We start from the raw sequence: 12043 nt of genomic DNA, 5'->3' as shown, positions 1-12043 counted from the left end.
CGGAGGCGCCCGGCGGTCGGTGCGCCGCAGTACGGATCGAAGGGCTTGAATCGCGCATGGGCTCGCACGCCACTCTCACCGTCGCCACTCCCGAGCGGATGGGCCGACTCGGCCGGGAGCTGGCCGCGCTGCTGCGGCCGGGGGACCTGGTGCTGCTCTCGGGGGAGCTGGGGGCCGGGAAGACCACGCTCACCCGGGGCCTGGGGGAGGGCCTCCAGGTGCGCGGGGCGGTCACCTCGCCGACCTTCGTGATCGCCCGGGTGCACCCGTCGCTGGTCGGCGGCCCGGCGCTGGTGCACGTGGACGCGTACCGGCTGGGCGGGGACCTGGACGAGATGGAGGACCTCGACCTGGACGTCTCGCTGCCGGAGTCGGTGGTCGTGGTCGAGTGGGGCGAGGGCAAGGTCGAACGGCTCGCCGAGAGCCGGCTGGAGGTCCGGATCGAGCGCGCCATCGGCGCCGAGGCGGACGACGACGATCTGGATCCGCGCCGGGTGCTGCTGAACGGGATCGGGTCGCGCTGGACCGGGGTGGAGCTGGCCGCGCTGGCCTGAGCCGACGAGCGCCGGCGGGCACGGACGCCCGTCGGCCGACACAAGTGAATACCCGCGGGCACGGGCCGACACCGACGGTTGCCGACAGGCTGTCGGCAAAGTGTTGCGGGCGGGGTGCCGGGCGTGATGGGATGGGTGTCGCGGTTAGGTCTGCCTAACTAGGGAGGCGCCATGTCGAGCACCACCCCCGCCCCGGAGCGCGCGCCGCGTGGTACCGGGGCCGGAGAGCCCGCCCGCAGCGTCCAGGGCGCGCCGATGCGGGCCCTGCTGGCCGCGTGTGCGGCCGCGGAGGCGGTCTCCACTCCGCCGGAGCGCCGGGAGAGCACGGCACCGGCCGAACCGGTGGCCGACACGCCCCGCGCGGCCTGACACTCGGCACCCGCCCCGAACCGGGGCCGCACCCGAGCCGGATACCGCCTCGGGCCCGCCGCCCCCCGGCCCGGCCTGCGGGTCGCGCGTCCTCAGGCGATCACGACGACCTTGGTGCCGCTCGGCGCGAAGTCCCAGAGCAGCTGCCCCTCCGCCCGACCGCTGCGGATCCCGCCGGTCTTGGTCTTCGGGTCGGCGGCGGGGGTGGCGCCGTCCACGGCCGCGCTGAAGCCGAACACCACGCCGTTCTGCTGGGCGAAGCGCACCACGTGCTCGATCTGCCGTCCGTCCGTGCCCGTGCTGGTGGCGGCCCGGCTGTACACCGGGTAGCTGCCGGGGGTCGGCTCCACCGATCCCGGGGTGACCGCGAAGGAGGCCACCACCTGCGGGTTCTTCTTGGGGTCGACCAGCCAGACGTAGTGGCTGCCGGCCGAGTAGACGACCCGCAGACCGGCGCCCGAGGTGGTCGGGAGCGCGGGGACGGTCGGGGTGGCCGAGGCGGTCGGGGTGGCCGACGCGGACGGTCCGCCGGACGAGGCGGTGGTGCTCGCGGTCGGCCCGGTGGCGCCTGCGCGGTCCTGTGCGCCGTTGGCCTGGAAGGCCAGCAGGCTCACCACCGCCAGGGCCCCCAGGGTCAGCCCCGTGACCACCACTCCAGGACCCATCTTCGCCACGTGTCGCTCCCACCGCCGTCCCAAAACCCGTCGGCCCCATCGTGCCAGGTCCGCTCGTTCCCGCCCGCACCCCGTAGGACGTGTGTTCCGAACCAGGACACCTTGTCGATCGGGCGGACCAGGACCGGAGGCGGTCCACGGCTCCGACCGGTCTAACCTTGACCCGTGCTGCTGCTCGCGTTCGACACCGCTACCCCTGCCGTCACCGCCGCCGTCCACGACGGCACGGCCGTCCTCGCCGAGACCGACCAGGTCGACGCCAGGCGCCACGGTGAACTGCTCCTCCCCGCCATCGACCGGGTGCTGCGGGAGGCCGGTGTCGACAAGCACCGGCTGACCGGCATCGCGGTGGGCGTCGGCCCCGGCCCCTACACGGGCCTGCGGGTCGGCCTGGTGACCGCCGCCGCGCTCGGCCACGCGCTGGGCGTCCCGGTGCACGGCGTCTGCACCCTGGACGCGATCGCCCACCGGGCGCGCGCCGAGGGCCTCGCCGGGCAGCCGTTCACGGTGGCCACCGACGCGCGCCGCAAGGAGGTCTACTGGGCCTCGTACGACGCGGACGGCCGTCGCGCCGAGGGCCCCGCCGTGGACCGCCCGGCCGAGCTGACGCCGCGGCCGCGGGCCGTCGGTGCCGGTGCGCTGCTGTACCCGGAGGCCTTCCCCGGCGCGCACGGACCCGAGCACGTCTCGGCCGGCGCGCTGGCCGACTTCGCCGCCGCCGAGCTGGCCGCCGGGCGCGAGCTGCTGCCCAACGTGCCGCTGTACCTGCGCCGCCCGGACGCCCAGGTGCCCGCCGGCTACAAGGCGGTGCTCCCGGCGTGACCGGCCCGAACGGCGTGACCGGCCCCGGCCGACCAGGCCACGGCCCCGACGGACCGGGCCACAGCACCACGCTGCGCCCGATGCGCTGGTGGGACATCGCGCCGGTGATGGAGCTGGAGCTGGCGCTCTTCCCCGAGGACGCCTGGTCGACCGGGATGTACTGGTCCGAGCTGGCCGAGGCCCATCGCGGCGGCACCCGCCACTACACCGTGGCCACCACCCCGGACGGCGCGGTCGTCGGCTACGCCGGGCTGATGGCGGTGGCCGGCGAGGGCGATGTGCAGACCATCGCCGTCGACACGCGGCACCAGGGCACCGGCCTCGGCGCGCTGCTGCTCACCGACCTGATCCGGGAGGCCGCCCGGCGCGACTGCGCGGAACTGCTGCTGGAGGTGCGGGTGGACAACCCGCGCGCCCAGCGGCTCTACGAGCGCTTCGGCTTCGAACCCGTCGGCATCCGGCGCAACTACTACCAGCCGGCCGGCATCGACGCGCTGGTGATGCGCCTCGACCACCCCAGTACTGACCCGAAGGACCTGAAGGAAGACCGCCATGGCTGACGAACCGCTCGTCCTCGGTATCGAGACCTCCTGCGACGAGACCGGCGTCGGCATCGTGCGCGGCACCACCCTGCTCGCCGACGCGGTGGCCTCCAGCGTCAACGACCACGCCCGGTTCGGCGGTGTGGTGCCCGAGATCGCCAGCCGCGCGCACCTGGAGGCGATGGTCCCGACCATCCAGCGCGCCCTGGACACCGCCGGCATCAAGGCGAGCGACCTCGACGGCATCGCCGTCACCGCGGGCCCCGGCCTGGCGGGTGCGCTGCTCGTCGGCGTGAGCGCGGCCAAGGCCTACGCCTGGGCGCTGGACAAGCCGCTCTACGGGGTCAACCACCTGGCCTCGCACATCTGCGTGGACCAGCTGGAGCACGGCCGCCTGCCCTCGCCGACGATGGCCCTGCTGGTCTCCGGCGGGCACTCCTCGCTGCTGCTCAGCGAGGACATCACCCGTGACGTCCGCCCGCTCGGCGCGACCATCGACGACGCGGCCGGCGAGGCCTTCGACAAGGTCGCCCGGGTGCTCGGCCTCGGCTTCCCCGGCGGTCCGGTGGTCGACCGCACCGCCCGTGAGGGCGACCCCAAGGCGATCGCCTTCCCCCGGGGCCTGAGCGGCCCGAAGGACCCGGCGTACGACTTCTCGTTCTCCGGCCTGAAGACCGCCGTCGCCCGCTGGGTGGAGGCCAAGCGCCGGGCCGGCGAGGAGGTGCCGATCGCGGACGTCGCGGCCTCGTTCCAGGAGGCGGTGACCGATGTGCTGACCCGCAAGGCGGTCAAGGCCTGCAAGGAGAACGGCGTCGACCACCTGATGATCGGCGGTGGCGTGGCGGCCAACTCCCGGCTGCGCGAGATGGCCCAGCAGCGCTGCGACAAGGCGGGCATCCGGCTGCGGGTGCCGCGTCCGGGCCTGTGCACCGACAACGGCGCGATGGTCGCCGCGCTGGGGTCCGAGATGGTCTGGCGCGACCGCGCGCCCTCGTCCTTCGACCTGTCGGCCGACTCCTCGCTGCCCGTCACCGAGGTGCACGTCCCGCACACGGACGTGCACGGCCAGGCGTACCAGGCGCTGGGCGGCGGTCGGTGACCACCACCGCCGCGATGTGGGAGGCGCGGGCCGCCGACGGCCGCGGGGCCGAGCTGTCGGCCTGGGTCCGCGAGGTCGCGCTGCCCGCGCTGCGCGGCTCGGCCGGTCTGGTCCGCGCCGAGCTGTTCGGTGCGCCGGGCGACCGGGTGCTGCTGATCACCTGGTGGACGGCGGAGCCGGTGCCCGTCCCCGAGCCGCCCGCCGCGCTGATCGGCCGCCCGGTGCACCGCTGGTCCTTCGCCAGCGAGCACCTGGAGTCCAGCGAGCCCCCGGAGTCCAGCGAGCACCCGGAGACCGGGGCGGGTCCGGAGACCTGCGCGAACCCGGCGTCCGGGGCGGACCCGGAGTAGCGAGCTGCCGGGCCTGTCCGGGAACCGAACGGCCGGCCACTACCGTGCATAGCTGAGAGCATGCTGGACGGTAGCTGGGAGCGCGGCGCGGTGGAGCGGTACGGGCGGGGCAGGACGAGGACGTACGCGGTGGGGGCGCTGGCACTGCTGGCCGCCGCCACCGGCTGTGGCAGCGGCGGCACGGGCGCCGGGCCCGCGGCGACCGCCGCGACGCCGCCGGCGGCCGGGCAGCGGCCGTCCGCCGCGGCGAGTCCGACGCCCACGGCGACGCCCGCCGCGGTGCCCGCCGCCGGGGACGCGGCGGCCTGGGCGAAGTGGAACCTCAAGCCGCTGCCGCCCGCCCCGCCGGCGCCGGCCGACAAGCCGGTCAAGCTCGAACGGACCGGCCCCGTACCGGTGTTCAGCGAGGTGAAGACCACCGACAAGGTCGTCTTCGTCACCATCGACGACGGCGCCGAGAAGGACCCGAAGTTCGTCGAGATGCTGACCGACCTCAAGGTGCCGGTCTCGATGTTCCTGACCCGGGACATCGTCAAGGACAACTACGGCTACTTCAAGCCGCTCCAGGCGCTCGGCAACCACATCCACAACCACACCGTCGACCACGCCCAGATGAGCAAGGTCGCGCCGGAGAAGCAGAAGTCCGAGATCTGCGACGCCCAGTCCGCGCTGACCCAGCAGTACGGCACCGCGCCGCTGCTGTTCCGCCCGCCGTACGGGGACGGCGCCAACACCCCGGCGCTGAACACCTCGGTGCAGCAGTGCGGGCCGCGCGCGATCGTGCTCTGGCGCGAGTCGATGCAGATCCACGACATGCAGTACCAGGCGGCGGACAAGAAGCTGCGGCCCGGCGACATCGTCCTCGCCCACTTCCGGGGGCCCAAGGACCTCAAGGGCGAGACGATGACGCAGATGTTCGGGGAGCTGCTGGCCCGCATCCAGGAGCAGGGTTTCGCGGTGGCCCGGCTGGAGGACTACATCCGGCCGCCCGCCGGCTGACCGGGAGTCCGCCTACGGGAGCGCCACCGGCCGGCCGAGCATCATCAGCGGGCCCTGGTCGGTGCGGCAGAGGATCACGGTGACGCTGTTCGGCCCGCTCGGCTTCAGCTGGCGGCGCAGCTCCTCCGGGGTGATCGCCATCCCCCGCTTCTTGATCACCACGGTGCCGACGGCCCGCTCGCGCAGCAGCGCCTTCAGCTTCTTGATGTGGAACGGCAGCACGTCGGTCAGCTCGAAGGCGTGCGCGTACGGGGTGGCGACCAGCCGGTCCGAGGTGAGGTAGGCGATCTTCGGGTCGATCAGCCGGCCGTGCACCCGCTCGGCCACCTCGGCGACCAGGTGGGCCCGGATCACCGCGCCGTCCGGCTCGTAGAGGTAGCGGCCGACCGGTCCGGCCGGCGGGTCGGGCAGGTCGCCGCCGGTCAGCGAGTCGCCGTGCGGCAGCAGGGTGGCGCGGTGCGGGCGGTCGGCCCCGGTGCCGAACCAGAGCACCGCCTCCTTGACGTCGCCGTGGTCGGAGACCCACTCGGCCTCCGCATCGCCCGGCACGGCCGTGTGCGGGATGCCGGGGGCCACCTTGAGCGCGCCGATCGGGGTGCGCCGGCCGGCCTCGATCGCCCAGGACAGCGGCGGGGCGTACGCCTCGGGGTCGAACACCCGGCCGCGCGAGGTGCGGCGGGCCGGGTCGGTGAAGACCGCGTCGTAGCCGGTGACGTCGACGTCGGCGACGTCCGCGCAGCGCACCTCGACCAGGTCCGCCAGGCCCAGTGCGGCGGCGTTGGCGGCGGTGGCCGCGCAGGCCGCCGGGTCCCGGTCCACGGCGAGCACCTCGATCCCGGCCCGGGCCAGCGCGAGGACGTCGCCGCCGATCCCGCAGCAGAGGTCGGCCAGCCGCCGCACGCCCAGCTCGGCGAAGCGCCGTGCCCGCCACTCGGCGACGCTGCGCCGGGTGGACTGCTCGACGCCGTTGGGCGTGAAGTACATCAGGTCGGCGTCCGCGCCGAACTTCGCCCGCGCCCGCTGCCGCAGCCGGGCCTGCCCGAACGCCGCCGAGACCAGCTCCGCCGGGTGCTCCCGGCGCAGCCTGGTCGCCAGCGCCAGCTCCTCCTCGGGCGCGAACTCGCGCAGCTCGGCGAGCAGGGACTGCCCCTCGGGGGTCAGCAGGGGCTGCAGGTTCTCGGTCTCCACCCGCTCATTCTCCCCGGTCGGCGCGCCGGGCAGCCCGGGGCCGGCCCGCCCGGGGTGGACGGACCGGACCGGACCGGGGCGGAGGGGCGACCGCACTGGTGGAGTGGGCCCTGATCGGGCGCACACGGGTGCGGATCATCGGCGGCGTCGTACGGGAGTGCGGCCCGGCAGCCGCCCGCGAGAACCGTTTCGGGCGCGCCGTTGGCACTCTGGTTGACTGAGTGCTAACCGCGGCCTATGGTCGTCCTTGGCACTCTCCACCAGGAGAGTGCTAACGCGAAGAAGCGTGTCTGACCCCCGCGACGGCAGGCCCGTAGGTTCGCCACTACCCGTTAGACAACCCCGTAATCTCCGAAGGGGAGCTCGGACGTGACCACCAGCAGCAAGGTTGCCATCAAGCCGCTCGAGGACCGCATCGTGGTCCAGCCGCTCGACGCCGAGACCACCACGGCCTCCGGCCTGGTTATCCCGGACACCGCCAAGGAGAAGCCCCAGGAGGGCGTCGTCCTGGCTGTCGGCCCGGGCCGCTTCGAGGACGGCCAGCGTCTGCCGCTCGACGTCGCCGTCGGTGACATCGTCCTGTACTCGAAGTACGGCGGCACCGAGGTGAAGTACCAGGGCGAGGAGTACCTCGTCCTCTCGGCGCGCGACGTTCTCGCCATCATCGAGAAGTAAGCAGCACCGAGAAGTAAGACGTTCCAGCCCGCCCCGGATCCGTGTCCCAGTGACAGGGGCCCGGGGCGTGGTTGTTGGTTCACGTAGTCCGGTGGCCGGCGTGCCGGTCGCAGCCCCGAGGGAATAGGGAACATGGCGAAGATCCTGCAGTTCGACGAGGACGCCCGCCGCTCGCTGGAGCGCGGTGTCAACAAGCTGGCCGACACCGTCAAGGTGACCATCGGCCCCAAGGGCCGCAACGTCGTCATCGACAAGAAGTTCGGTGCGCCGACCATCACCAACGACGGTGTCACCATCGCCCGTGAGGTCGAGCTCGACGACCCGTACGAGAACCTTGGCGCGCAGCTCGTCAAGGAGGTCGCCACCAAGACCAACGACGTCGCGGGCGACGGCACCACCACCGCCACCGTGCTGGCCCAGGCCCTGGTCAACGAGGGTCTGCGCAACGTCGCCGCGGGCGCCGGCCCGGCCGCCCTGAAGAAGGGCATCGACAAGGCCGTCGCCGCGGTCTCCGAGCACCTGCTGTCCATCGCCCGCGAGATCGAGGGCAAGGACGACGTCGCCGCCGTCGCGTCCCTCTCCGCGCAGGACACCCAGGTCGGCGAGCTCATCGCCGAGGCGATCGACAAGGTCGGCAAGGACGGTGTCATCACCGTCGAGGAGTCCAACACCTTCGGCGTGGAGCTGGACTTCACCGAGGGCATGCAGTTCGACAAGGGTTACCTGTCGCCGTACTTCGTCACCGACGCGGAGCGGCAGGAGGCGGTCCTGGAGGACCCGTACATCCTGATCAACCAGGGCAAGATCTCCTCCATCCAGGAGCTGCTCCCGCTGCTGGAGAAGATCCTGCAGGGCGGCGCCTCGAAGCCGCTGCTGATCATCGCCGAGGACGTCGACGGCGAGGCGCTGTCCACCCTCGTGGTGAACAAGATCCGCGGCACCTTCAACGCGGTCGCCGTCAAGGCCCCGGGTTTCGGTGACCGCCGCAAGGCGATCCTGGGCGACCTGGCCACCCTGACCGGCGCCACCGTCATCTCCGAGGAGGTCGGCCTCAAGCTCGACCAGGCCGGTCTGGACGTGCTGGGCACCGCCCGCCGCGTGACCATCACCAAGGACGAGACCACCGTCGTCGACGGTGCCGGTGACAGCGAGGCCGTCGCCGGCCGCGTCGCCCAGATCAAGGGCGAGATCGCCAACACGGACTCCGACTGGGACCGCGAGAAGCTGCAGGAGCGCCTGGCCAAGCTGGCCGGCGGCGTCTGCGTCATCAAGGTCGGCGCCGCCACCGAGGTGGAGCTGAAGGAGCGCAAGCACCGCCTGGAGGACGCCATCTCGGCGACCCGTGCCGCGGTCGAGGAGGGCATCGTCGCCGGCGGTGGCGCCTCCCTCGTCCACGCCGCCAAGGTGCTGGAGGGCGGCCTGGGCCTGTCGGGCGACGAGGCGACCGGTGTCGCGGTCGTCCGCAAGGCGCTCGCCGAGCCGCTGCGCTGGATCGCCCAGAACGCCGGCCTCGAGGGCTACGTCATCACCCACAAGGTCGCCGAGCTGGAGGCCGGTCACGGCTTCAACGCCGCCACCGGTGAGTACGGCGACCTGCTGAAGGCCGGCGTCATCGACCCGGTCAAGGTCACCCGCTCCGCGCTGGAGAACGCCGCGTCGATCGCCTCCCTGCTGCTCACCACCGAGACCCTCGTGGTGGAGAAGAAGGAAGAGGAGGCCGACAACGGCCACTCGCACGGCGGCCACGGCCACTCCCACTGACGCCTGATCAGTGACCGCAGGCCCGGTCCGCGCCCCTCGGGGTACGGGCCGGGCCTGCGGCGTGTGGGGCGTTTGACTCTTCAACTATCAGTTGAATTTTGCATAAAGCAAAGATTGCCTTATAACTAAGGCATGATCGAGGCCCGCCACCTGCGCGTTCTGCGTGCCGTCGCCCGCACCGGCTCCTTCTCCGCCGCCGCTCGTGAGCTGGGCTGTACGCAGCCCGCCATCAGCCAGCAGATGAAGGCCCTGGAGAAGTCCGTCGACACCCCGCTGGTGGTCCGTTCGGGGCGCGGCATGCAGCTGAGCGAGGCCGGGCGGGTGCTCCTCAAGCATGCCACCGGCATCCTGGCCGGGCTCTCCGCCGCCGAGGAGGAGGTCGCGGCGATCGCCGGACTGCGGGCCGGGCGGGTGCGGCTGGTCTCCTTCCCCACCGCGAGTTCCACCCTGGTGCCGCCGGCCGTCGCCCGGCTGCGGGACAGCCATCCGGGGGTGCGCGTGTCGCTGGTCGAGGCCGAACCGCCGGAGTCGCTGGCGATGCTGCGCGGCGGCGAGTGCGAGATCGCGCTGGCCTTCAGGTATCCGCAGGCCCCCGGCGGCGCGCCGACGCCCCTTCCGGCGTCCGCTCCCGGGCACGGCACGCCGCGCGAGGCGCGGGCCGAGGCCAATCTGGAGGCCCAGCAGCTCAGCGCCACCACCGACTGGTCCGACCTGGTGGTCACCCCGTTGCTCGACGACCCGATGGTCGGCCTGCTGCCCGCCGCGCACCCGCTGTCGGGGCGCGGCGACGGGCGCGGGCCGGTGGAACTCGCCGAACTGGCGGGGGAGCAGTGGATCGCGGGCTGCCCGCAGTGCCGGGGGCACCTGGTGGAACTCTGCGCGGGGGCGGGCTTCGAGCCCCGGATCGACTTCGCGACCGACGACTACCCGGCGGTGGTCGGCCTGGTGGCGGCCGGGCTCGGGGTGGCGGTGCTCCCGGGGCTGGCGCTGGAGTCGGTGCGCCCCGACGGCGTGTCGGCGGTGCCGGTGCGGACCGCCTCGGGGGCGCCGGCGGTGCGGCAGGTGGTCGCCCTGACCCTGCCGGACCTCGCCGAGGTGCCGGCGGTGGCGCTGATGCTGGAGCGGCTGGCGGGCGCGGCGGCCGGGCGCTGACCGGGCGTTCGCCCGGGCGCACCGGCGGCTCGAAGCGCCATGAAGAAACGTTTCTTCATGGCGCGGAGCGGGTGCGTGCCTAGCGCGGCAGCCCCGTCGGCGCGACCAGCGGTACTTCCACGAGGCGGTTGCGCGAGCGGCCCATCATCTCCTCGCGCTCATCCTCGGTCAGGCCTCCCCAGACGCCGTACGGCTCGCGGACGGCCAGTGCGTGCGCCGCGCATTCGGTGCGTACCGGGCAGCGCATGCAGACCTCCTTGGCGCTCGCCTCACGCGAACTCCGCGCGGCGCCGCGCTCCCCTTCGGGGTGGAAGAAGAGCGAGCTGTCCACGCCGCGGCAGGCCGCGGAGAGCTGCCAGTCCCAGAGATCGGCGTTGGGGCCGGGGAGGCGGGAGAAATCTGCCATGGCTCATTCCCTTCAGAGGCTCGCGGCCGCGGACCGGCCATCGGCGGGCGGGGCTGCACGGCACGGCGAGGCATCGATGCGCTGGTGTGGACACCTGGAAATATGACTTACGGCAACTCCATGGACAAGTCACCCACAGAGTGGCACAACAGTCAATGACCATACAAAAGCTATAAAAGCGGGCAAAGTGGGCATGGAGTTCGGCGGGCGCAGACGTGGCAATCGGGTGGCCGACGGGCGCGCGACGATCCGTACCGGTGTGCGGGTGGTGCGCCCACCGCGCGCGAGCTGCACAAAAGAGCGGCGTGTGCACCGCGAGGTAGCTGATCGGTAACGGGTTGGCCACGTACAGTGGTGGAGATGGCCCTGAAAGCCGTAACTCATTCGAGTGACGGTCGTTGGAAGTGCGGAGGCGGTTAGCGGGCGCCGGACGTCGGGAACGATCGCGGGGAAGTTCAGGCGATCGGCACGGAGTCCGTCGCCAATCGGCCGTGTCGGAGAGATTCGTACCAGCCAGGAGGCTCAACGTGACGCGGATCAGCTGCGGAGGACGACGGTCATGACTTCCGTTCTCGTTTGCGACGATTCCCCGCTCGCCCGCGAGGCGCTTCGCCGCGCGGTCGCGACCGTACCCGGCGTCGACCGGGTCACCACCGCGACGAACGGGGAGGAGGTCCTCCGCCGCTGGGTGGCCGACCGCTCCGATCTCGTTCTGATGGACGTCCGGATGCCCGGCCTCGGCGGGGTCGAGACGGTCCGGCGGCTGCTGTCCGCCGACCCGGGCGCGCGGATCATCATGCTCACCGTCGCCGAGGACCTCGACGGCGTCGCCCTCGCGGTGGCCGCCGGTGCCCGCGGGTACCTGCACAAGGACGCCTCGCGCGCCGAGCTGCGGGCGACCGTCACCCAGGCCCTCGCCGACCCGACCTGGCGGCTCGCCCCGCGCCGGCTGCGCAGCCCCGACATGGGCGCCGCGCCGACGCTGACGGCGCGTGAGATCCAGGTGCTGGAGGGCATGAGCCACGGCCGCAGCAACGCCGAGATCGGCCGCGAGCTCTTCCTCTCCGAGGACACCGTGAAGACCCACGCCCGACGGCTGTTCAAGAAGCTCGGCGCCTCGGACCGCGCGCACGCGGTGGCCCTGGGCTTCCGGTGGGGCCTGGTCCGCTGACCACCGCCGGCTCCGCCGGCTGCGGCGCGCTCGTCGCGGTTCCCCCCGCAGGGGCGTGTGACGTTACGGTCCCGAGGTTGCACCATGGAGGTGTGGAGCACCTCGGGGACCAGCGGACAGGCACTGCGGCGAACCACGGAGCCGCGGCGCATTCGGCGGACGGCGCGACGGACGGGACCACCGACGGCAGCGGGGCGGGAGGTGGCACGGTGCAGGAGGGGCCGGTGGTGCGCGACGGCGCGGTGCCCGGCGTCGCACCGCATAACGTTCCGGTGCACAAC

14 protein-coding genes are annotated in these 12043 nt (G+C 73.0%); 11 read left to right on the top strand and 3 right to left on the bottom strand.

The genetic code is table 11. From position 1 onward, the window contains the following. Positions 1-56 precede the first annotated feature (56 nt). Together tsaE and ABZ495_RS09545 are read left to right on the top strand one after the other, a co-directional pair. Positions 57-554 (top strand): tRNA (adenosine(37)-N6)-threonylcarbamoyltransferase complex ATPase subunit type 1 TsaE, encoded by a 498-nt coding sequence (gene tsaE, locus ABZ495_RS09550; RefSeq protein WP_352291294.1) that lies wholly within the window; start codon positions 57-59, stop codon positions 552-554. A gap of 171 nt (positions 555-725) precedes the next feature. Continuing rightward, positions 726-923, top strand: coding sequence for a hypothetical protein (locus tag ABZ495_RS09545; protein ID WP_359835112.1), 198 nt, complete (start codon positions 726-728; stop codon positions 921-923). 92 nt (positions 924-1015) lie between these two features. Here ABZ495_RS09545 and ABZ495_RS09540 read toward each other — a convergent pair whose 3' ends face one another. Beyond that, positions 1016-1588, bottom strand: coding sequence for a hypothetical protein (locus ABZ495_RS09540; protein WP_329492136.1), 573 nt, complete (start codon positions 1586-1588; stop codon positions 1016-1018). A 174-nt stretch (positions 1589-1762) separates the two neighbouring features. On the opposite strand from ABZ495_RS09540, the gene tsaB reads away from it, so the two are divergent. From tsaB to ABZ495_RS09515, 5 genes are all read left to right on the top strand, one after another. Then, positions 1763-2419, top strand: coding sequence for a tRNA (adenosine(37)-N6)-threonylcarbamoyltransferase complex dimerization subunit type 1 TsaB (gene tsaB, locus ABZ495_RS09535; RefSeq protein WP_329488092.1), 657 nt, complete (start codon positions 1763-1765; stop codon positions 2417-2419). An 80-nt stretch (positions 2420-2499) separates the two neighbouring features. Continuing rightward, the gene (gene rimI / locus ABZ495_RS09530) at positions 2500-2979 is read left to right on the top strand and encodes a ribosomal protein S18-alanine N-acetyltransferase (RefSeq protein WP_359803671.1); all 480 of its coding nucleotides are present in this window, start codon (positions 2500-2502) and stop codon (positions 2977-2979) included. Continuing rightward, positions 2972-4060 carry a tRNA (adenosine(37)-N6)-threonylcarbamoyltransferase complex transferase subunit TsaD gene (tsaD, locus tag ABZ495_RS09525; RefSeq protein ID WP_329488090.1) on the top strand — a complete coding sequence of 363 codons (1089 nt, stop codon included), beginning with the start codon at positions 2972-2974 and terminating at the stop codon, positions 4058-4060. Before rimI ends, tsaD begins: the two co-directional genes overlap by 8 nt. Next, positions 4057-4410 carry a hypothetical protein gene (locus ABZ495_RS09520; protein ID WP_359835110.1) on the top strand — a complete coding sequence of 118 codons (354 nt, stop codon included), beginning with the start codon at positions 4057-4059 and terminating at the stop codon, positions 4408-4410. The genes tsaD and ABZ495_RS09520 overlap by 4 nt, the downstream gene beginning before the upstream one ends. A 60-nt stretch (positions 4411-4470) precedes the next feature. Next, entirely contained in the window at positions 4471-5409 is a 939-nt protein-coding gene (locus ABZ495_RS09515; protein WP_359835108.1) for a polysaccharide deacetylase family protein, read from the top strand. Between the two features lie 12 nt (positions 5410-5421). Here the strand turns inward: ABZ495_RS09515 and ABZ495_RS09510 are convergent, their stop codons facing one another. After that, positions 5422-6597 (bottom strand): class I SAM-dependent methyltransferase, encoded by a 1176-nt coding sequence (locus tag ABZ495_RS09510; protein WP_359835106.1) that lies wholly within the window; start codon positions 6595-6597, stop codon positions 5422-5424. Positions 6598-6966: 369 nt separating this feature from the next. Here ABZ495_RS09510 and groES point away from each other — a divergent pair, with 369 nt between their 5' ends. The 3 genes from groES (at position 6967) to ABZ495_RS09495 (ending at position 10185) form a co-directional block, all read left to right on the top strand. Then, positions 6967-7272, top strand: a complete 306-nt coding sequence (gene groES / locus ABZ495_RS09505; protein ID WP_014136232.1) for a co-chaperone GroES — start codon at positions 6967-6969, stop codon at positions 7270-7272. 132 nt (positions 7273-7404) lie between these two features. Next, positions 7405-9033, top strand: a complete 1629-nt coding sequence (gene groL / locus ABZ495_RS09500) for a chaperonin GroEL (protein WP_329488086.1) — start codon at positions 7405-7407, stop codon at positions 9031-9033. A gap of 132 nt (positions 9034-9165) precedes the next feature. Next, positions 9166-10185 carry a LysR family transcriptional regulator gene (locus ABZ495_RS09495; protein WP_359835104.1) on the top strand — a complete coding sequence of 340 codons (1020 nt, stop codon included), beginning with the start codon at positions 9166-9168 and terminating at the stop codon, positions 10183-10185. Positions 10186-10264: 79 nt separating this feature from the next. Here ABZ495_RS09495 and ABZ495_RS09490 read toward each other — a convergent pair whose 3' ends face one another. Further along, on the bottom strand, positions 10265-10591 hold the full coding sequence (locus tag ABZ495_RS09490) for a WhiB family transcriptional regulator (protein WP_329488083.1): 327 nt from the start codon (positions 10589-10591) through the stop codon (positions 10265-10267). A gap of 559 nt (positions 10592-11150) precedes the next feature. Here ABZ495_RS09490 and ABZ495_RS09485 point away from each other — a divergent pair. Next, positions 11151-11762 (top strand): response regulator transcription factor, encoded by a 612-nt coding sequence (locus tag ABZ495_RS09485; RefSeq protein WP_014136228.1) that lies wholly within the window; start codon positions 11151-11153, stop codon positions 11760-11762. The last annotated feature ends 281 nt before the right edge of the window (positions 11763-12043 follow it).

Source organism: Kitasatospora sp. NPDC005748 (genome assembly GCF_040630735.1).
Lineage (GTDB): Bacteria > Actinomycetota > Actinomycetes > Streptomycetales > Streptomycetaceae > Kitasatospora.
This window is presented reverse-complemented; position numbering and strand designations above follow the sequence as displayed.